The organism is Marinoscillum sp. HNIBRBA16962 (assembly GCF_057801515.1).
This window is the reverse complement of sequence record NZ_CM173603.1, coordinates 3967230-3990187: the sequence shown is the minus strand read 5'-3', so window position 1 is coordinate 3990187 and position 22958 is coordinate 3967230. Positions and strand designations below refer to the sequence as shown.

12 protein-coding genes are annotated in these 22958 nt (G+C 44.2%); 9 read left to right on the top strand and 3 right to left on the bottom strand.

Annotated elements, in window-relative coordinates:
• Positions 1 to 4 precede the first annotated feature (4 nt).
• On the top strand, positions 5 to 2110 hold the full coding sequence (locus tag AC3E9V_RS16375; RefSeq protein WP_488749216.1) for a family 43 glycosylhydrolase: 2106 nt from the start codon (positions 5 to 7) through the stop codon (positions 2108 to 2110).
• Between the two features lie 54 nt (positions 2111 to 2164).
• Here AC3E9V_RS16375 and AC3E9V_RS16370 read toward each other — a convergent pair whose 3' ends face one another.
• From AC3E9V_RS16370 to AC3E9V_RS16360, 3 genes are all read right to left on the bottom strand, one after another.
• Positions 2165 to 4123 carry a sialate O-acetylesterase gene (locus AC3E9V_RS16370; protein ID WP_488749215.1) on the bottom strand — a complete coding sequence of 653 codons (1959 nt, stop codon included), beginning with the start codon at positions 4121 to 4123 and terminating at the stop codon, positions 2165 to 2167.
• Positions 4124 to 4159: 36 nt separating this feature from the next.
• Positions 4160 to 5692 (bottom strand): glucuronyl esterase domain-containing protein, encoded by a 1533-nt coding sequence (locus AC3E9V_RS16365; RefSeq protein WP_488749214.1) that lies wholly within the window; start codon positions 5690 to 5692, stop codon positions 4160 to 4162.
• A gap of 371 nt (positions 5693 to 6063) precedes the next feature.
• Entirely contained in the window at positions 6064 to 7359 is a 1296-nt protein-coding gene (locus tag AC3E9V_RS16360) for a glycoside hydrolase (RefSeq protein ID WP_488749213.1), read from the bottom strand.
• Between the two features lie 369 nt (positions 7360 to 7728).
• Here AC3E9V_RS16360 and AC3E9V_RS16355 point away from each other — a divergent pair, with 369 nt between their 5' ends.
• The 8 genes from AC3E9V_RS16355 to AC3E9V_RS16320 all read left to right on the top strand — a co-directional run bounded on the left by AC3E9V_RS16355 (position 7729) and on the right by AC3E9V_RS16320 (position 22948).
• Positions 7729 to 10854 (top strand): SusC/RagA family TonB-linked outer membrane protein, encoded by a 3126-nt coding sequence (locus AC3E9V_RS16355; RefSeq protein ID WP_488749212.1) that lies wholly within the window; start codon positions 7729 to 7731, stop codon positions 10852 to 10854.
• A gap of 12 nt (positions 10855 to 10866) precedes the next feature.
• Positions 10867 to 12723 carry a RagB/SusD family nutrient uptake outer membrane protein gene (locus AC3E9V_RS16350; protein WP_488749211.1) on the top strand — a complete coding sequence of 619 codons (1857 nt, stop codon included), beginning with the start codon at positions 10867 to 10869 and terminating at the stop codon, positions 12721 to 12723.
• A 19-nt stretch (positions 12724 to 12742) separates the two neighbouring features.
• Positions 12743 to 14731, top strand: coding sequence for a carbohydrate binding domain-containing protein (locus AC3E9V_RS16345; protein ID WP_488749210.1), 1989 nt, complete (start codon positions 12743 to 12745; stop codon positions 14729 to 14731).
• Positions 14732 to 15188: 457 nt separating this feature from the next.
• The gene (locus AC3E9V_RS16340) at positions 15189 to 16388 is read left to right on the top strand and encodes a glycoside hydrolase family 130 protein (RefSeq protein ID WP_488749209.1); all 1200 of its coding nucleotides are present in this window, start codon (positions 15189 to 15191) and stop codon (positions 16386 to 16388) included.
• Positions 16388 to 17803, top strand: coding sequence for an MFS transporter (locus AC3E9V_RS16335; RefSeq protein ID WP_488749208.1), 1416 nt, complete (start codon positions 16388 to 16390; stop codon positions 17801 to 17803). The genes AC3E9V_RS16340 and AC3E9V_RS16335 overlap by 1 nt, the downstream gene beginning before the upstream one ends.
• Positions 17804 to 17930: 127 nt before the next feature.
• Positions 17931 to 18791: an alpha/beta hydrolase gene (locus tag AC3E9V_RS16330; protein ID WP_488749207.1), complete on the top strand. Its 861-nt coding sequence runs from the start codon at positions 17931 to 17933 to the stop codon at positions 18789 to 18791.
• 120 nt (positions 18792 to 18911) lie between these two features.
• Entirely contained in the window at positions 18912 to 21914 is a 3003-nt protein-coding gene (locus tag AC3E9V_RS16325) for a PQQ-dependent sugar dehydrogenase (protein WP_488749206.1), read from the top strand.
• Positions 21911 to 22948, top strand: coding sequence for a sugar phosphate isomerase/epimerase family protein (locus AC3E9V_RS16320; RefSeq protein WP_488749205.1), 1038 nt, complete (start codon positions 21911 to 21913; stop codon positions 22946 to 22948). Before AC3E9V_RS16325 ends, AC3E9V_RS16320 begins: the two co-directional genes overlap by 4 nt.
• The last annotated feature ends 10 nt before the right edge of the window (positions 22949 to 22958 follow it).

Here is a 22958-nt window from a genome sequence, read left to right as displayed (position 1 = left end):
TGGCATGCTTAGAACATCAACCTTAATTAGGAGATTGTGTGTGCTTTTCGTGGTTTGCCTGCCTTTTTCAGCAAGTGCTCAGGAAAGTGATACTCAAACCTGGACAGCCGACAATGGCAATGGGACCTTTACCAATCCGCTTTTTTATGAAGAATTCTCAGACCCTGACCTGATCCGGGTAGGGGATGATTACTATATGACTGGTACCACCATGCATACCATGCCCGGTCTGCCGATCCTCCATTCCAAAGATCTTGTAAACTGGGAACTGCTGACCTATGCTGTGGACAGGCTTGATCTGGGTCCTGCATTCAGGCTGGAAGATGGACAGGATATTTATGGTCAGGGCATCTGGGCGCCTTGTTTGCGTTATCATGAAGGCACTTTTTACATTTTCACGAATGTGAACGGAAAGGGGACTCAGGTTTTCTCGGCTACTGATCCGGCTGGCCCATGGGAGCAAAGACAAATGAATGCTACGTTGCATGATCTCACAGTTTTATTTGACAATGACGGTAAGATCTATGCAGTCTGGGGATACGATGAATTGAAGATGGTCCAGCTAACTGACGATTTGATGGATGTGGTGCCGGACACTGAACGAGTAATTGTAGAAGGGGGCAGTGGGGCCGGAGAAGGCTGCCACATGTACAAGATTGATGGGAAATACTACATTACAAATACCAACTATGATCCTGTATGCTATCAGGTTTGTCTAAGAGCTGATGACCCTTACGGCCCTTACGAGATCAATGTGATGAGCGCTGAAGAAAACCTCGGTGTAGGTCAGCGGTCACGCGTCTTCAATACACGAGGAGGAGCTCCTTTTGACATAGTCAGATTCCCGGAGAATCATGTTGGCTGCATCCCAATGCACCAGGGTGGGATCGTTCAGACCCAAACGGGTGAATGGTGGGGTTGGTCAATGCTTGATCACAATTCGGTAGGTCGGGTAACGGCTCTTTCACCAGTGACCTGGAAAGATGGTTGGCCTCATTTTGGATTACCTGATAATCTCAATCGTTCTCCGCGCACCTGGGTAAAACCAAATACGGGTTTTACTTCCGAGCCTTCACCGCTGTTTGAGCGGGATGATGACTTCAATGGTTCTGAGCTTAATCCGATCTGGCAGTGGAACCATGTTCCTGTGGATGAGAAATGGTCGCTGAGTGAGCGAAAAGGGTATTTGCGTTTGCATTCGCTACCATCAGAAACATTTTGGCAAGCTAAAAACACCCTGACACAACGCGGAGTAGGTCCGGAATCATTTGCTATAGCGGAATTAGAGGTGTCAAACCTGGAGGATGGTGATGTTGCCGGACTTGGCTTGCTGAATTTGCCATATGCCTGGATTGGTGTGGTGCAAGATGAGGAAGGTCAAAAAGTACGATTTTTCAATCAGCAGCAACAAAAAACCATTGATGCGGATTTTGAAGAGGATAAGATCTGGCTTAGAGCGGATTGTAACTTTGATACGGACATTGGAAAGCTAAGCTACAGTCTGGATGGAGAGAACTTTACAGAGGTGAGTGGAGATATCCGCATGCCTTACCAGCTGAGAACTTTCCAGGGTGTTCGCTATGCCTTATTTAACTTCAATACCAGTGGAGAGGAAGGAGGCTATGCTGATTTCAACTCTTTTGATGTGACTGAACCGAGATACAAAGGACTTACCCGCCCCATTCCTTATGGCAAAACCATAAAACTCAATAGTCTGGCGGATGGAAGCGTTTTGGTGAACTGGAGAAATCATGTTCGTCCGGTTGACCCGGAAAGCCCGTTTGCGGAGGGTAATACTCCGCATTTTAAGGTATTAGACCGGGGTAACGGGCGCATTGCTCTTCAGTCTGTTGCTACCGATGGGTTTGTAACGGTCAAAGGAGAGGCGGGAATGGCAGAAGTCCGGATTAAAAACGGAGATCAGGGCGAAGCTTCTACATTTCAGTGGCAGGATATGCTTCAGGGTGATTTGATGCTTATGTCACTCTACAGTCATAAGTACCTGTTTGTTGATCCCAATGCAGGGAGCCTGTGTTCAGCTGATGCACCAGGAGCACAACCAGACCGAAAAGGTGGAGCTTGTTTTAGCTGGAGTATTGTTGAGGAATAGTATTTTCTAGCTTCTTTCTTTCCGTAATGTCTGTTGGTGTCATATGCCACGGAATCACTTCTTACCAGACGGAACCTCAGTCCTAAATGGAGAAGCAGGCAGGCCTTCTTTATTGTAAAGGTTGGCAAAGTCAGGATTATCTGCCCAGGCATATCGAATGTATTTAGGATCTGAGATCCCTTCATGCCATACGATGACTTTATCACCTTCTATTTTGGCATCTCCCCACACAAACTTCTTATCTTCTCCAGCTATGGCAAAATGCGCTAACGGTTCACCATTACCTGATACCAGCCCTGAACCTACCTGATCAAAAGAAAGTATAGCCTTGTTTCCATCGGCTTTTGCTGACCTGAAGACCGGTCCGGAGTACACCATATCTTTTTCACCATAGGCCACTTTCATGGCCGATAGTGCAAGTCGCTCACCAACAGGCTTTTTATTGCCGGGGTGAATATCGTTCCACTCCCCCAAATCAATAGTTACGGCCAATCCAGTATTCGGTACATCCAGCGTTTCAAGTTGCGCTTCTCTCATCAGCGCCCAGTTACTTTCGGATGGCAGATAACTCACATCCATATAGTTGGGCAGCTGTGCGATGAGAAATGGAAGGTCTTCGTCTCCCCACTTATCTCTCCAGTCATAGATCAGGGCAGGGAGTAGTTTCTTGTATTCCTCCGGTCGCCCCGCATTGCTTTCTCCCTGATACCACACAAACCCATTAATGGCATAATTAGTCATCGGAGCTATCATCGCGTTGTACAAAGCAGTAGGCGAGTTCTGAGCAGAAATACCTCTGACGAAATTTCCTTTTGGCTTTGGTCTTACTTCTCCCACCTTGTACTGCCAGTATCCTTTCAGGTCAATCGTATCACCTGCTGCTGCCAGATAGTAAGGCTTATCAGGCACAAAACCACCCTTTCCATAGTTATTGGTGACTCGAATAACAAACAGGTTCTTTCCAGGCTTTAAAACACCGAGCTCTACTTCATATCTTCTCTGAGGGTATTGATAAGTTGTGTTTCCTACTTTTTCTCCGTTGACATAAAGCTCATCAGCATCTACAATTCTACCCAGCTTTATCATTGCCGGAACACCTGTCATCGATTCAGGTACGTTAATCTCTCTTCTATACCAGACTGTTCCATTCAGGTCATCAACACCCTGGTCTTCCCAGTATCCGGGAATGTTGATCCTTTTCCAGTTTAGGGGTTCATAAGACGGATCAAACCATTTAATAGACCCTATCATTCCTTTATCAGCAGGTTCACGACGATTTTTCTGCATGCTTTGCCATGCTTTTCGGTTTTGTTCGTTTACGTAAGCTGTGTCTTTGTTTTGCTGTATCGTTTCCTGTATTTCGGGGAAGTTTTTAAATCCTTCCTCACTGGTCCATGCTTCTATAGGCGTGCCACCAACACTGGAATTGATAAAGCCGACAGGGACCTGGTATTTATCATGCAGTTTTTTTGCAAAAAAATAAGCCACTACGGAAAAATCCAGCAGATTTTCCGGATCAGCAGATTCCCATTTTATATCCGGGAGTGTTTCTTTCGGACCTTGTAAATCTGTAAGTGCTGGGATGCGAAACTGCCTGATTTCAGAATTGGTGGATTCAGCTATTTCTTTTGCGTACCGTTCCTGATGTCGGCCAAAATAATGTACCATATTGGACTGCCCGGAGCATAACCATACATCCCCGATCAGTATATTTTCCAGCTCGATCTTATTACTTGCTGAAATCTCCATGGTGTAAGGTCCGCCCGCTTCCATTGAAGGGAGAGTGGTAGACCATTCACCTTCAGAGTTGCTCTTTGCCTGGTATTTTTCACCTCTAAAATTAATGGTGACTTCTTCACCAGGGTTTGCCCAGCCCCAGATTTTCAACTCAGCATCTCGTTGTACTACCATGCCATCACCAATGAGCGATGGAAGTTTAACCTGGGCAATCAGTGAAACTGAGGTGAAAAGAAATAATGCAGATAGAAAGTTTACGATTCTTATTTTAGTCATGATATAGATTTCTTATGCGTTTAGAGTTAGCAGACATCAAGGGTAAGAGTAACCAATGATATCATTCATCCATTTTATAAAATGCTTCATATTAGGCGCATCTGTATGCCCTCCATCGTGTTGCCTCCAGGCTAGATGGCCATCCAGTAAATCCACATTAACGGCTGGCATTTTCTCAGTCATATAGTCATCAGACACACCCAGGCCTTTTACACCCAGTAGCCCAAAAGCCGGTCCGGCTGCTACTGCGGCCATGTAGCTACCCTGGTGGTCCAGCCAGTTGGCATCACCTTTTTCAGGAATCCCGTAGCTTATAAAGGTAGGTCTTGGCGCACACATTGCGATCAGCTGATGCGAATCCACCGGCAGATCACTCGCATCCATTTCACCAAGTTTACCTTCAGAAGCTCCATATTTCAAATAATTACCTGCCATCCAATAGTAGCCTCCTCCGGTGAGGTTTTCTACAGCTTCTCCAAAATTACGACGATGAAGGGTGGTTCCTCCTTTCCCGGAAGACCCGATGAGCCCAAAAGCGAATCGTTCTTCAAATGCTAAAGTAACCAGTGCTGCCTTTCCGTAGCGCGATACGCCCTCAATTCCTACATTTTCAGCATCTACAAGTGAATCTGTTTCGAGGTAATCCAGTACCCGGGCTGCTCCCCAGGACCAGGCCCGCAATGCACCCCAGTCATCGGGTTTTCGAGGTTGGCCTTTATTAACTAAACCAATAATGCCGCCGCAGGTAAGGCCTTCAGCATTATCCGCCTGGATGGATGAAGGATCTATCATTACATAGCCCCATCCGGCATTGATCAATTCATGAGTTCTTGGTGGTTCATCTTCCGGAGGTGAATAAAATCCCCAATGATTAACCCCTTCAGGTCTTACGAGGGGATCGTAGGCAGGGTATTTATCAAGTATTTCTTTTATTGTGCTGTCCTTGGACAGTAAGGAACGAAATGCCTGATTCAAAATCTCAAAATCCTCAGGATTGGGTTGACGTGGTGCAGGTAAATTATCCGCCCCAAACATCATCAGTGTGGGAACGGGTCCTTTGGCGTTTGCCGGGGTAACCACTACCATAGATATGTCTACATCGATGAGGGGGTAAGATGTATTGTCCACATGACCGACGATCTTTTTAGCGATTACAGGTGTCCAACCTATGTACTCCTGCTCAGTAAAGAGCACTTCCCATTTTACATCAGGAACATTTTCGGGGATACGCCCATAAACTTCCCGAGCAAATGCTTCTTTAATCTCAGGCCTCCTTACATCCCACCACATTTCCGGGTTTTTGACCTTTTTACCTTTATTAGTTACCAGTAACTCCGGAAGTTTAGAAAAAGGAGTGGCTTTGGATTCATCATAGTTTGCTGCATTTGGAGCTGTAGGGTTTCCGTTTCGTCCGGGCCGTAATTTTGTGATCCCTAGTTGATCCATCATATGCTGGTGGTCCTCTTCGGAAGTGAAGCATAGAGGATCTGATAGTGTTTCATTTTTGTTTTGCTGAGAAAATGATGTCAAGAAGCTGAAAATCAGCACATTAAAAAATAGGTTCTTCATTACGAATTCAGGTTTCTGTGAGGGATGGCTCATTTAATAATTAAATACATTGAAAGAAATTTATCAAAAGGGTCAAATATTTACGGAAATTTAAACAACCGATTGCATAAATAAAATATGTTTACTACTTTGGTGCAATTCAATTGTTAATTTTAATGAGAAGGACCTCTGCTTAAAGGCCGGTTTATCAAAATTGAAACCATTGGCGTCCGAGAAAAGATTTTGTTTTCGAAGGAAATTCGTCCAAAATTTATCCCTCAAAGGGAAATATTTATATCTCTTGCTACTTAATCACGACTTGACAAGGGAATAACCACAGCATAACAATCGGGATCATTTAACTTATCAAATGATCCCTGATTAACGCCTGATTATTCCATTTCTAACACAATGGTTGTGATGCTTTTAGTCGGGATGTTTGTAACTGCTTTACCGTCCTTTATTTCCAGTTCCTTACTACTCATATTTAAATTGAGGGAAGTTGTATATGATGTAGCGGAAAGTATATTTTCAGCGGGTATTTCAACCTGAACATTTGAAACAAAGCTTTCTTCCTGGTTAAGAATTTCGACAATGACTTTTCCATCACCCGTGTAAGCTGAAAGTTCCAAACCTTCTCCTTTGTTAATGTCCACAGAAATTCGTGAATAACCCGGTCTGATAAATTTCGAAAAATGCGAGTAAGCATACCCCCTTTTCAGAACCACCCCATTAGTAGTACCCTCATCACCATCGCCTATAAACGAATAATATCGCCTTAGATACCACCAGATATAGGCATTCCAATTGTTGAGCATAGCTTCATTGACTGTGGAGAGCATCGTTAATGTTTCTTCCCATTTCACTTCCTCTTCGATGTTTTCCCAGTCTCCAACATTAAGGTTGAGTAAATACTCGGTCATCCAAATCTCTTTACCCTTTTCTTCCGCTAATGGATAGGGGTTCAGACCTCCTCCATAAATATGGCCTGCAACAATATCCAGATTGCTGACTGCCCCATCATCGTTGAGTAGCACGTCAGTATAGGCCTGATTGAAATTGAAGGATTCGGGAGCAGCAATTTTCGCTCCCGTAATCATATCTCCATAATTCTTGATAAAATCTCTCATTTGAGCTGCTGTCCAATCACACGATTCATAGGAAACCTCAATATCTGGTTCGTTTTGGATGGATATTGCGTAAACATCTACTCCGTTCGTTGACATAAATTCAATAAAAGAATTCAAATGTTCAGCAAAAGCCTTATAGTTTTCCTCCAGTAAGTACCCACCAACGTCGCTGTTATTGCTTTTCAGAGCCGGAGGAGGAGACCAGGGTGATGCTAAGATCATTGCTCCAAGCTTTCGAACCTCTTGAGTACATTCTACTATCCTCGTCCATTCATCTGGGTTTGAGGCAATTCTAACTCTAAAGATGCTCAAGCCTAATTGATCTTCTCCATTCCCAAAAGCAGTCTGCACTTCCGGAGGAGTTAAAAATCGCGTTCCCCACATTTGATTGGCACCACCAAAACCTGCAATAGTTTGATGAGCTTCTGATAAGTCTGCGGTAATTACAACCGGAGGTGTAGAACGATCTGATATTTCAGGTTCTGAACCGCAAGCATTCAGAAATAAGGTAAGGATCGATAATATGGCCGTGGGTAAAAGGTTACTTGTATTTTTCATAGTGTACTTTTTTCAATTCTTTAAATCACCGGTTTATTATAGAACTATCGGTTTCGTGTTTAACTCAATATCAGACTTTTATTAGTTAATACTTTCGATACACATATTAAGCTAATTTTTCTCCAAAACATATTGATCAATCGATTGAATTTCCATAAAAATCAGCTCTTAAAATAATTGTAAATAAATGCATTTTTTCACACAATCGATTGCGTATATTAAAAATAAATACTACTTTCATCAAATAATTTAGTGAAAGGCTTCTATCAGCATGGACTGGTGAGGCGGTTCCGTCTGGTGAAGCCATTAATGTTTAACCAAACAAACTTAATTCTATGTCCTATGTGTACTAAAAAACATAAATCCACGATGAAAAAACTGGTATTTCAGTTGTGGATAATTCTTTTATTTTTATCCTTCTCTTCTTACGCTCAGACAACTGTAACAGGCAGGGTGACAGGAGAGGAAGATGGAGAAGGGCTGCCAGGAGTTTCAGTACTAGTGAAAGGTACTTCTACAGGTACAATTACAGATATTGACGGAAGTTTTTCATTATCTGCAGAACCAGATGATGTTTTGACATTTTCTTTTGTAGGTTATCAGACTAAAGAGGTAAGGGCAGGTGATCGTACCGTTATTAATGTTGAGCTGGAAGTTAATATTACTGCTCTTGATGAAGTGGTTGTAGTAGGTTACGGAACGCAAAGGAAGAGTGATGTAACGGGAGCTGTTTCCATAGTGGGTAGCAAGGAAATTGATGAGGTACCTGTTGCAAACATGCAGCAGGCCCTGCAGGGCAGGGCAGCTGGAGTGGAGGTTCAGCGTGTAGGTACGGCACCCGGTGCTACTGCCAGGATCCGGATACGGGGGCAGCGATCGATCAATGGTTCAAATGACCCGTTGATCGTGTTGGATGGGATTCCATTCGAGGGTAACATCAGTGATATCAATCAGGATGAAATTGCAACCATAAACGTTCTGAAAGATGCTTCAGCTACTGCCATTTACGGTTCGCGTGGCGCCAATGGTGTTATCCTCGTCACTACTAAAAGAGGTAAACCTGGTGAAACACGCCTGAATTTTGATAGTTATTATGGTATTTCGACTGTAGCGCGTAAGTATGATTTGTTTAATGCTGAAGAGTATGCTACGATGCGGGATATTTCCGGATATACTGATGGCTATGAACCAGAAGAAGTTGAAGGTATGGCCCTCGGGAGGAATACGGACTGGCAAAATCTCATGTATGAGGATGGATATATAACTAATCATAACCTGGGTATTACCGGTGGTAATGAAAAGAGCCTGTATGCTGTAAGTGCAGGGTATTTCAAGGAAACTACCATCTTACCGGGTCAGGATTTTGAGCGGTATTCCCTGAAATCCACTTTCGACACCAAAATTGGTGCAAGGTTGAGGATTGGTATGAACTCATTGAACAGTTTCTCTTATAGGCACGGTGCTCAGTTTGTTAACCAACAACCAGATACACCTGGAGCTTTTGGCGGAAGTGTAATGTATCCTATTTTGGCCCTAAGCCCATTAATGCCTGCTTATGATGAAAATGGTGATATTTTTATCAGACCGGCTGGAAACCAGACGGATAAGGTAGGGCAATATAACCCCCTACTCCTCAAAGAGAATAACAATAATTGGACTGATGAAATACGTAGATTTCGGTCATTCAATTCCGCATTTGCAGAATTTGAAATTATGGATGGACTAAAGTACCGGTTCAACCTCGGTCTTGACTTTAGTCAGGCCAACTCAGCGCAGTTTCAGGGAGCAGACTCCTATCATCGTCCTAATCAGGGCAACCGGGCTCGTGTACGAAACGCAGAGCAACTTTCATGGACTGCTGAAAACGTGATCACCTATGATAAAACCTTTGCGAGAGATCATCACATTACTTTTACAGGGTTGTACAGTGCGCAACAGAGCAGCTCGTGGAATACACTGGTAAGTAAAGACTCCATTACATCTGATTTTATTCAGTATTATGATTTGGGTATTGCAAGCCCCAGTTCTAACCAATTGCTTGATGGAGGGGAGCAAACCTGGGGTTTGATCTCTTACATGGCTCGTATAAACTACTCCTTCAAAGACCGGTACTTACTAACCCTGACGGCAAGAAGAGATGGTTCATCACGTTTGGCTAACAAATGGCATAATTATCCGGCTGTGGCTGTAGGATGGAATGTTGCGGAAGAGCCATTTCTGCAAAATCAGACAATTGTTTCAGCATTTAAGCTGAGAGCAGGGTATGGACAAACTTCCAATCAGGCGGTAGCGCCCTATACTACGTTAGGTGGTGTATCACCAGACAACGGAGGGGTGCCGATCCGATACAATTACGGCAGCACAAGGGTTGTTGGTTACCTGCCAGCAAGAATACCGGATAAATCACTGGATTGGGAATATACCAATACATGGAATGTTGGGTTGGATTTTGGGGTATTACTAAACCGAATCACAGGTTCAGTGGAATGGTACAACGCTCAGACCAATAACCTTTTGTACGACTACCAGCTTCCGATTACTTCCGGATATCAGGATGCTTTCCAAACGAATTTGGGGGAAGTTGAGAACAAAGGGGTGGAAGTATCAATCTCTGCGGATATTATCGAATCAAATGATGACGGATTTACCTGGAGCGCCGATCTAAACTGGTTTAGGAACCGTAACAAATTGCTTGCACTTGCTCCTGGTGAAGAAAGAAATATTGGTAACGGATTGCATGTGGGACATGCCCTTACAGCTATTTATAACTTCGAAAAATTGGGTATATGGCAAACAGATGAAGCGGATGAAGCAGCTACATTTGGTCAGTTGCCTGGAGAATTGAAGGTGGCAGATATCAGTGGCCCAGATGGTGAACCGGATGGTGTGATCTCGGAAGAGTATGACCGTAAGGTTATTGGTGACCAACAAGCAGATTGGCAAGGAGGCATTACCAACCGATTTACTTTTAAAGGGTTTGATCTGTCTATTGTAACTTACGCAAGGATAGGCGGATTGCTGATGAGCTATCTGCATGCCCCTAATGGTGCTTATCTCACCAATAATAATGGAATCAGAAATGGTTTGGATGTAGACTATTGGACCCCGGAAAACCCCACTAATTGGTTCCCTGCACCAAATTCCGCTTTGCCTGGAGGGGCTGCCAATTCATGGTCTACACTAGCCTACTATGACGCATCATTTGTGCGAGTACGTAGCATCAACTTCGGGTATAATATACCAAACTCAATAATTGACAGGATTGGAGCACAATCACTTCGGGTGTATTTCTCAGCTCAAAATCCATTCTTACTTTATGCACCTTATGTGACAAAGTGGAACGGTGTGGACCCGGAGCCTACAGGACAGGGTACTACTGGGATTGTATCAACAGGAGCTGGTTTCCGCACAAATGGGGAAAATCAAAACCTGGTGATTTCTGCCTCTACGCCCCCTACACGTTCATTTATTTTAGGGATTAATGTTACTTTCTAAAGAGAATTAATTATGAAACGATATTTCAAAATACTACTAACTGTATTTGCAGTGATGGCTTTTGCTCCGGGATGTCAGGATATTCTGGAGGAAGACCCGAAAACCGCTTTCACCAATGCCTATTTTCAAACGGCACAGGGTGCACAAGATGGTCTGAATACAGCCCATGCCTATTTGCGTTTTCAATACGGAGTAAATCCCGCGTTGGCACTTAATATTTCTGGCACGGATGAGTTTACTTATGGTGAACAGCCTGCTACCAATACTTCTGGTGATAACCTGCCGCACAGGCTCTTTGGCACCTATGATATCAACTCTGAACTTGGGTTCCTTACGGTTACATTCAATCGTACCTATCCGATCATCAATTTGCTAAACGGATTGTTGGAATTCATTCCGGATATTGCTGAGTTGACAGAAACACAAAAAACCAGCATGATCGCCCAGACGCGGTATCTGCGGGCACATTACTATTACTTCCTTATTGGACAGTTTGGTGCTGCTCCTATAGATCTGGGCAGTGGGGATTTTGTTTTCAATACCCAGCCCTATACTGGTTTTAATCGCCCTGCCGGTGATGATACAGAAGGTTTGCGCAATCTCTTGGAGAAAAATTATGAGATGATGATTGAAGACCTGGAATTTGCAAGCCAAAACTTAATGCCGGCTCGACCTGCTGGAGAATTCCGGCTTTCCAGGGCAGTAGCCCTGCATTTATTATCAAGGATCTATTTGTATAGGGCATATTCCAATGTGTCACCAGACGCCAATGCGGATTTCCAGGCAGCTTACGATGCAGCCATAGAACTTATCGATAATCAGGGAATGTACGGTGCAGAACTAATGCAGGATTTCAGTCAGGCTTATGCACAAAGTAATGAGTACAATCGAGAAATCCTTTTTGCGGCAGAGCGTATTCCCTTGGATAATGTAAATAATGAGTACACCAATCCTGCCGGCATTGGTGACAGGGAAAATATGGCCGCTAATTGCTTTACTTCTAATTATGAAGCAGTTTCCCTTAGAGATGGAACAGACCCGATCGATGGGAGAGCATTGAAGTTTCAGCGACCCTTGCGAAAGCTGGCCCCAACTCAGTGGTTGTATAATGTGGCCTTTGCGGATAAGGTAAATGACAGCAGGTTTCACGGCTCATTTCGGACTGTTTATACCATTGAGTCTTTAAATCAACCTGGGTCTGAATCGTATGAAAGTTTTGTTTCAAACATGGCCGATTTAGGGCTCTCCATAGGTGACACAGCATTTGTGATGACAAACACGGATGCTCAGGCAAATGCCATAAACGCACAAACACCTTATTATTATGCATATGGTCCGTCTGACTGGTGGACACCAGATAATCCTTCAGGTCTTGCGATATATCCGTCTTTGAAAAAATTTGATGATGTACAGCGAGCAGCAGGTAATGATGCATCAGGACGTCCGATGCCTATCTTTAAATTCGGAGAGACATATCTGCTCGCAGCAGAGGCTGCATTTCAGGGAAATATAAATGGAGGTGCTTCTGAAGCTGCACGGTTGATCAACATTATCCGTAGAAGAGCCGCTTATCGACCGGAACTTTCGAATGCACAATTGGCAACACGGGAGGCAAATATGGAAATAGGTGCCGGCGATATTGATCTGGACTTTATTTTGGATGAGCGGGCACGTGAGTTATGCGGTGAAGGTAGCCGCTGGGTAGATCTCTCACTTCGGGGAGAAAGTGTTTTTCTGAGCCGCATTAGTCTCAATAATGAAGCAGCACCGGGCGTGAAGGCTTACCACAGGTTGCGTCCTATTCCGCAGCAACATTTGGATCGGTTAAGTGTATCTGATCCGGGAGCTTATCAAAACCCAGGGTATTGAAAATTTTAATGATAAGACTATGATGAAAAATATAAAAATACTAATGACGATGCTATTGCTTCCGGCGATCATGTCGGTGGTGATTGTCGGTTGTGAAATCGATGAAGGTATTACCTATTCGGTGACGGATGTGAGTGACAGGATACAGAGTGTGAGTTCAACAGAACCTTTCCATGAAGATCCGCTCACAATCACTGGTACACAAATGAACCAGGTATCAAGAATATTTATTGGAGATGAAGGAGTAACTAAATCTAACTTTACCGAACAGACAGAGACGAGTGTTACATTTATTGTGCCTTCATCCGTCCCGGTCGGAGAAAACGAAATGCTGGTAGTTTGGGAAGGTAATGGCAGAGGAACTGTAATGCTCAACGTTCAGGCTAAGCCAACCCCTCAAATCCATTCATTCACTGCTTTCGTTCCGGTCGGTGATAATGTTACAATTACCGGATTACAGTTGGATTTCAATACTGAGGTAACCATAGATGGCGTTGAGGCTCCGATTGTTTCAGCCAGCAACACGGAATTGGTCGTGACAGTGCCTAGTGGTATAAATACCGGTGGTTCAGTAGATCTGGAGATCACAACAGACTACGGGTCTACCACACCTACAACTGCTTTCTATGCAAAGGAAAATTTTCTTGTTAATTCTCAACTGGAGGAAGGTGAAGGAGATGAGTTTACCGGATGGGAAAAACTGAACAATGGTGATAATATGACACAGGTAACCGGTTCAAGTGCTTATGGTGAAGGGCGTTCTATGAGGATTGTGCCTGCTGGTGGTAATCCGTGGGACACACAATTAGCCAGTACACCGACACCCCTTAATTTCGGAGAGACCTACACTTTAGTCTTGTGGGCAAAGGGAGAGGCGGAAGGTGCTGCTATGCGTGTATCAGTCTCCCAGTATGATGGCAATGGTGCAGATTATTTTTATGGCGCTGACCAGGAATTTGATACCGAGTGGAAGCAATACACATGGACCTTTGAGGTAACCAATGATTTACCTGAACACAAAGTTGTCTTGGATATGGGAGCATATGATGTTCCGTTTTTAATCGATCATATTGCATTGGTACAAGGAGCGATAGGCGATGTTATTATTGGCGCTCCGGAGGAGTTGATGAACCCAAGCTTCGAAGAAGGTTTGACGGGTTGGGAATCATTAAATGGAACTCATGACGTTTCCACGGACGAAGCCTATTGCGGAACCACTTCTATGACATCTACTGGTACCGGTGGAAATCCATGGGATGTCCAGATAGCTTCCACCCCTATGGTTCTAGAAGTAGGTACTGATTATGAAATCGGTTTCTGGGCCAAAGCCGCAGGACCAGATGGTATCTTTAGGGTATCCATGTCACAGTGGGATGGTGCAGGGGCAGATTTCTTTTATTCACCTGACCTTGATATTCCTGAAAACTGGACGTATTTCTCCTTTGTAACAACAGCACAGGAAACTGCTTCAGGTGATCATAGACTACTCTTTGATATGGGGGCTACTACCCAAACCTTCTTTGTAGACGGTGTAAGTGTGAAAGAGTATCAAGCGCCAGTTAGTCTCTATGCAAACGGTGGATTCGAGGACGGTATGAGTGAATGGGAAGTGCTAAATGGCGCAGCAGAAGCAACGACCGATGATGCCTATGAAGGATCTACTTCTATGACGGCAACAGGTGCTGGAGGAAATCCATGGGATGTGCAGATCGCTTCAGATGCAGTGGCTCTTACGGTAGGAAGTGACTACAAGATTAGCTTCTGGGCGAAAGCTGCCGGACCTGATGGAGTGTTTAGGATATCCATGTCACAGTGGGATGGTGCAGGAGCAGATTTCTTTTATTCACCTGACCTTGATATTCCTGAAGACTGGACGTATTTCTCCTTTGTAACAACAGCACAGGAAACTGCTTCAGGTGATCATAGACTACTCTTTGATATAGGAGCAAGTACACAGACATTCTTTGTGGATGGAGTAGTCGTTTCTGAATATGAAGCCTGTGAATGATAATAGTTATAAGCTGTAATTGAATAAACAAAAAGAGGCCGTCTCAAAAATATTTTGAACGGCCTCTAGTTTTTGTAGACGAGAATTCTTTCTGATCAACCTCTCCAACCTACTTTGTCCTTTATTCATCTTTGAATCAACTAAACTCTTTTGGATCTTGTATTAGTCGACCTTAGGTCGGGCTTTAGCCGGGCCGAGATTCATTCAAGCCAGAATAACCAAGCCTTCCGAATTCCTGAAAGATCAACCTTCCAATGGCCAGATAACGCTACCTCAATAGAGAATGGAGGGGATGGATGAGATGATTTACTTGCTGAAAGTTGTTAACAAACGCCCTTAGTAGTATCAATTCATCAAAAAAAGGGTGTAAAATGATTATGAATTTACAAGAGTGATAAAAATACCTCAAATTATCACTTGATTTTTAGGGTGATCAAAAATCCGTGATTTTTAATTTATGAGTAATTCATTAGAACAGATCAAACAACTGATCGCTCAATACGAGCAATTCCTAAGTATAAAAAATGAACCTGCCGGAGAGTCAAACGGGGTTTATCAGCGATATAAAAATCCAGTTTTAACCGACAAGCATACGCCGGTCTTTTGGCGGTACGACCTGAACCCGGAGACCAATCCTCACCTGATGGAGCGGCAGGGTATCAATGCTGCTTTCAATGCCGGAGCTATTGAATTCAAGGGGAAGTTTTGCCTGGTAGTACGGGTAGAAGGGTATGACCGCAAGTCTTTTTTTGCGGTATCTGAAAGTGATAATGGAGTGGATAATTTCCGTTTTTGGGACCATCCGATCACTTTACCGCAGACCAAGGATCCGGATACCAATGTTTACGATATGCGGTTGACGAAACATGAAGACGGCTGGATCTATGGACTTTTTTGCACTGAGCGAAGAGATAAAAGTGCCCCTGAAACGGACCAATCCGCAGCAGAGGCCAAATGTGGTATCGCCAGGACAAAGGATCTGGTAAAGTGGGAGCGACTTCCTGACCTGGACTCAGGAGGAAGTCAGCAAAGGAATGTAGTGCTGCACCCTGAGTTTGTAGATGGGAAATATGCCCTTTATACCCGTCCTCAGGATGGCTTTATCGATGCTGGGAAAGGTGGCGGTATCGGTTGGGCTTTGGTAGACAGCATGGAGAACGCTAAAGTCTCCAACGAGCAGATCATTGATCCAAAGGTCTATCATACCATCAAAGAAGTGAAGAATGGGCAAGGTCCTGCGCCGATCAAAACGAAGGAAGGTTGGCTTCATCTGGCCCACGGGGTGCGAAATACTGCGGCTGGTTTACGTTACACGCTTTACATGTTCATGACTTCATTGGATGATCCGGCAAAGGTTATTTATAGACCAGCAGGTCATTTCATGGGACCACAGGGAGAGGAGCGAGTAGGTGATGTATCAAACGTCTTATTTACAAATGGATGGATTGCAAAGGAAAATGGAGATGTGTTCATCTACTATGCTTCTTCAGATACGCGGATGCACGTAGCTACATCCACTGTGGATAAACTGACAGACTACTGTAAAAACACCCCGGAAGATGGCTTGAAGTCTCATCTGAGTGTACAAACCAGGAATAAATTGATTGATAAAAATCTGGCCTTTCTCAAAGCAAAAGGACTTAAAATAAACAGCTAATGGCAGATCAGGCAATAAAAATCAGAGAAAAGATAGCTTATGGATTTGGCGATTTTGCTTCGTCCATGTTCTGGAAGCTTTTTTCCATTTTTCTCATCTTCTTTTACACAGACGTTTTTGGGATTTCTGCTGCGGCAGTAGGAACCATGTTTTTGCTGGTGAGGGTGTGGGATGCTCTGAATGACCCGATCATGGGGATACTCTCAGACCGGACAAGCACTCGCTGGGGGAAATTCCGACCATTTTTGCTGTTCGGAGCAGTTCCGTTCGCAATCACGGGTATTTTGACTTTTACTACACCTGACCTTTCTGTGGAGGGTAAGCTCATCTATGCGTATGTTACTTACACATTGATGATGATGGCGTATACGGCGGTAAATGTTCCCTATGGTTCACTGATGGCTGTAATGTCACGGAGCAGTGATGAACGAACTTCATTAGCTTCCTGGAGATTCATCGGGGCTTTTTCCGGTGGGTTGGCGGTGACTGCCAGCGCCAATTACCTGGTTGAATTTTTTAGTGAACAAACTGACCAGGCAACAGGCTTCCAGTATACCATTTCCATCTACGCCATTTTAGCGGCTTTGCTTTTTATCCTGACTTTTCTCTGGACTCGAGAAAGGCTGGCTCCACCTATTAAGGCAAATAACCTGAAAGAAGACCTTAAAGATCTGGGGAAAAACGCTCCCTGGTTCATTATGCTTGGGGCCAACATCTTTATCCTGATCTTCACTACGCTGAGAGAAGGCTCTTTGCTTTACTATTTCAAGTATTTCATTAAAACGCAGGAGATTCAGTTTTTTGGCGAAACCTATGAGGTTACGGATTCCGTTTTGTCTTCCACCTATCTGTCAATGTGGTTGGCGACAAACCTGATAGGGGTTATTTTAGCGAAGCCTGTCGCTTCACGTTTTGGAAAAAAGACAACCTTTAGTGGAGCTGCTCTTGTTTCAGCAGTTCTAAGTTTTTTATTTTATCTCATTCCATCTGACGGTCTGCTTTGGATCTTTATACTGAATGTATTCATGGGTGTGTTTGCAGGAATTATCCTCCCCCTTGGCTGGTCGATGTATGCTGATATTGCCGACTATTCGGAGTGGAAAAGTGGCCGAAGAGCCACCGGACTGGTGTTTTCTTCCTCTTCTATGTCCCAAAAATTTGGGTGGACTATTGGTGGAGCTATTACCGGTTGGTTGCTTGCAGCTTTTGGTTATCAGGAAGCCACCGAAGGCCAAACTTACGTACCACAGACTGATCAGGCAATTTTAGGTATCCGGCTTATCGTGAGTGTTTTTGCAGGATTAGGAGCGCTTGTATCTTTTGCGTTTATTCGTATGTATAAGCTTGATGAATCCTACATGCAAAACGTAAAATCCGATTTGGATGTGGAAGAGTCAGATAATGATTCAATATAATTAAGTTAAGCTCCAATTATCCCTCTTCGGAGAGGGATTAAGGGTGAGGACTTGAGAAATCTGCTTAACTTAATGGTATTGGATAGTGATTAGTTTTAATTAGAAGAAACCAAACCTGAAAACCTCAATGAAAAAAAGCCTGTTTGTTGTAGTAACTTTCCTTTTTGTGTTCAGCGCTTTTGCTCAATACGGCAAAGTTTATGACAATCTCACCATGGAGAGTAAAATCCTGAAGAGTGAACGAAAATATGCAGTTTACCTTCCACCTGATTATGAAAGCTCAGAGAGAAGCTACCCGGTTTTGTACCTGCTTCACGGGGCAGGGGATGACCAAACCGGATGGGTGCAGTTTGGGGAGGTAAGAAGAATTGCCGATGAAGCCATAAAAAATGGTGCTGCCACACCCATGATCATCATCATGCCCGATGCAGATACTGGTAGAAGAGGCTACTTCAATAGCATAGATGGGAAGTGGCGATACGAAGACTTCTTTTTTGAGGAGCTGATGCCCTATGTGGAGAAAAAATACCGGATAAAGGGTGAGAAAAGGTATCGGGCTGTTGCAGGACTTTCCATGGGTGGTGGGGGCACTTTTATGTATGCACTGCGTCATCCCGAGCTGTTTTCGTCGGCTTGTCCGCTTAGCGCCTATGTGGGGCCGCTATCATTAGACCAGCTCAAAGGTCGGCTTTCCGATGAAGAGAAAAACCTTGAAAGTGAAGTGATTGAGAAGTATTACAAAAACCACAATGCCATAGAATTACTGGGACAAAAGACCAAAGAAGAAGCAAACTCCGTTCGCTGGTTTATTGATTGCGGTGATGATGATTTTCTGTATGAAGGCAACAGCCTCATGCATATTGCCATGACCAAGAAAGAGGTTCGGCATGAGTATCGCGTGAGAGATGGCGCTCACAGCTGGACGTACTGGCGGGCATCTCTGCCGGTTGTTTTGAGCTTCATATCGGATGCATTTCACCAATATTAATGCAATGTTGTTTAGTTAAGCTCCTTTTATCCCTCTCTTGGAGAGGGTGAAGGGAGAGGAGTTAGGAAATTTGCTTAAATAAACGACATTGATTATTGATTTTAAAATTCGACTTTGTAAATGATTAAAGAGTTAGCCTCGTATTGCCGGATAAATATTTTTCTGGTTGTAGTAGTTTCTATAGGAATGGCCGGATGCGGTCTGTCTCCGTCAGTTCTGGTTGTACGGGTAAACAACAACGAGACCATATCAAATCAGGGCTATGACTCCATTCATTATGTCAATAAACTGGAGGAGCCTATTTTGAAATCCGCTGGACATTTGCTCATCCAGTCACCTGTCACATCATTGGATTTCAGGGAGCGGAGTTTCGTAGAGCGCTACCTGGAAGCCGGGGGCAGGGTTTCTTTCACCTGTCGGGATACGGTGTATAATTGGGGTCAGCTAACCCCATATTTTCAATCAGGAAAAGCCAGAATTCTTTGTGAAGAAGATCCTGATTTACCAGCTTCACGGCCCAACTATAAGCATGTCCGGACAGAAATTCGCCCTTCAGATGACCGGCTGGTTCGGGAAGTTTTAGTTGCTCCCTTACGGGAACCCATGGCTCTGGTGGTTACTGAGAAATCCTTCGTTTACTGGATTGAACGGAAAGGCACCATCAATACCTACAATCCGGCAACCGGAGAAGCTAAGGAAATCGATTCGCTGGAGGTCTACACAGGAGAGGAGGACGGTTTGCTGGGGATCGCTTTGGACCCTGACTTCCAGGAGAATCAGTGGGTGTACCTCTTTTATTCTCCACCGGGTGAGATCCCGAAGCAGCACATTTCCAGGTTCTGTCTTTCTCCGGAAGGATTGGATAAAGATTCTGAAAAAGTGATTCTGGAAATACCCACTCAGCGTGAAGAATGTTGTCATTCGGCTGGGGACCTGGAGTTTGACCGGCATGGTAATCTGTATATTTCTACCGGAGACAATACATTCTCCCGTGCATCTGATGGCTTTACACCACTGGATGAGCGACCGGGCAGATCGGCTTTTGATTCGCAAAAGTCTTCATCTAATACAAATGATCTGAGAGGTAAAATACTCAGAATACATCCTGAAAAAGACGGCACATACACCATTCCTGATGGCAATCTCTTTCCAAAAGATGGTTCAGAAGGCTTACCGGAGATATATGTAATGGGTGCCCGAAATCCTTTTACGATTGCTATCCACCCGGATAATGATTGGTTGTATTGGGGAGACGTGGGGCCGGACGGCAATGTAACTTCTGAGCGCGGACCCACTGCGCATGATGAAATCAATTTCGCGAAAAAACCGGGAAATTACGGCTGGCCTTACTTCAATGCAAATAACCTGGCCTATGCCGATTACGATTTTGAAACGGGTGAAATCGGAGAGCGTTTTGACCCTGAAAACCCGGTAAACACATCGGTGAATAATACAGGTCGGGAAGAGCTTCCTCCGGCAGTTCCGGCTATGGTTTACTACAGCTTTTCTGAAACAGAACAATTTCCGGGTGTTGGGAAAGGTTCCAGGTCTGTGGGAGTTGGGGAAGTCTATAACTATCGGGATACCAGGAAGCATGGCTACCAGTTTCCAAAGTATTTTGATGGGAAGCTTTTTGCTTTTGACTGGGCCAGGGATTGGGTGAAAGTGGTAACCCAGGATAAGAAGGGAAATTTTCAATCCATAGAGCCTTTCCTGGACAATTCGGTGCTGGCTTCACCGATCGATATGACTTTTGGGCCGGATGGAGCTTTGTATGTGCTGGAGTATGGTATTGGTTATTTTACCAACAACCGTGATTCGAAGCTGATCCGAGTGGAATATGTGAATGGGAATCGTCCGCCGCAAGCAATAGTAGATGCATCGGATTACCATGGACAACTGCCTCTGAAAATTACTTTATCCGGAGAGCAATCCTCTGATCCTGATCAGGATGATCAACTCACTTTTCGATGGGCAATTTCCGGTCCTGAGACTTTTGAGCTGATTGGGCCTGTTGCTTCCATTGAGCTCAATCAGGCAGGCACTTATACGGCAAGGTTGAGAGTTTCTGATGATAAAGGAGCCTTTTCAGAAAATGAAATAGAGCTTGTAGCAGGCAATTCAGCGCCAAAGATCTCTATTCGATTCGCAGGGAATCAAACATTTTATGAGCCTGGAAAAACGGTAAACTATCAGGTAGGGGTAGAAGATGCGGAAGACGGGTCGATTGGAAAAGGGATCAACCCGGATGATGTGACCGTCCAGCTCTCACGTTATGAGGGGAGTGACAACCGTGCACCTGCAAGCCTGGCGTTACTGGATGATATGAAAAGTGAAGGTTTGCCTCCAGGTCTTCAGTTGATCCAAAAATCCGATTGCAAAAGCTGCCATAAGCTTAATGAAAAATCAATCGGTCCAAGCTTTTATGAGATCGCAGAGAAGTATGATAAGGATTACATTGCTATAGAACTGTTATCCAAAAAGATCAGGGAAGGTGGAAGTGGTGTCTGGGGGGATGGTATGATGATCGCTCATCCGGATATAAGTATGGAAGCAGCCCAGGAAATTGTGAAATACATTTTTACAGTAAATGACCCTCAGGATAATGAGAGCCGGGCCATTCCCGTTTCGGGTAGGATAAACACGAAAGCAGGTTCCGAACAGAAGATCCGATTAGAAGCATTGTATCAGGATCGAGGTGGGGATGCTCCTTCACTTACTGCACGAGTAGAAAAAACCCTGAGACCACCTGTACTTCAGGCAGAGCTGGCTGATCAATGGAAGGGATTTGAAGTAAGAGGGGCAATAGAAGACGGTGACAGAAGAGTTTTGGAGCAGACAGAGGCTGATGCCCGGTTGGCTTTTAATGACATAGATTTAACGGGTGTCTCTTCGATAGAAATTTCGTATTTCCTGGAAGGGAAAGAGCCTGTAATTGTTGAGGTTATTTCTGATAAGTCCAACTCAATAGCCTCTGCTAAGCTTGACTCTGGTTCTAACTCAAAGAAAATTGCAATAGAATCGGAAGGAATTCATAATTTAAGGCTCCGTTTTACCAATTCCTCAGCCGATAAGCTGAGCATAGATCAATTATCTTTTCACTTAAACCCAAAATCACCATGAACCCTAACAGAAGAAAAGCCATAAAAACTTTAGGAATGGCCGGTACCGGATTAGCCGTACTAGGAAGTAGCAGTCTGATATCAGCGTGCTCAAGTGGTAATAAAAAAGCTGAGGAACAAACTGAAGCCGTAGCGGAAGCGGGATTGTTTTTTAGTATTTCCCTTGCTCAGTGGTCTCTTAATCGTTCTTTTTTTGGGAAGAGCCGAGAGTTACCCTGGGAGGAATTCAATGCAATGAGGCAAAAAGATCCTGATTCCATTTTGCAGGGAGATTTGAAAGCAGAGAATTTTCCGGTGATCGCCCGCCAGCAGTTTGGAGTAGATGCCGTAGAGTATGTAAACCAGTTTTACTTCAGTAAGAAAAATGATATGAAATACTGGCAGGATATGAAAAGCCGATGTGATGGCGAGGGAGTGAAGAGTTTGTTGATCATGTGTGATGGAGAGGGAAACCTGGGGGACCTGGATGAAGCAGCCCGGGTAAAGGCTGTTGAAAATCATTACGCCTGGGTGGATATAGCTAAAACTTTAGGTTGCCATTCCATCAGGGTAAATGCTGCGGGTAGTGGTACCGCTGAGGAAGTAAAAGCTGCGGCAGTAGATGGTCTGGGCAGGCTTACGGCATATGGAAGCGAAAATGGGATCAATGTCATTGTAGAGAATCACGGTGGTTATTCTTCTGATGGAAAATGGCTCTCTGATGTAATCTCGCAGGTGGGTAGCAAGTTTTGCGGTACACTTCCTGATTTTGGTAACTTCTGTGTAGAAAATGGTCCCGATGGCTGTGTGAATGAGTATGACCGCTATCAGGGAGTAAAGGAGCTGATGCCGTTTGCCAAAGGAGTCAGCGCCAAATCCCATGAGTTTGATGAAAATGGCAATGAGGTCCGTACCGATTACAATAAGATGCTCTCCATTGTGAAAGAATCAGGCTTTACAGGTCATATAGGAATAGAGTATGAGGGGAATCAGTTGTCGGAAGCAGAAGGTATAAAGGCAACCAAAGCACTCCTCGAAAAAGCCGGTAAAATTTAAGAAACAGAAA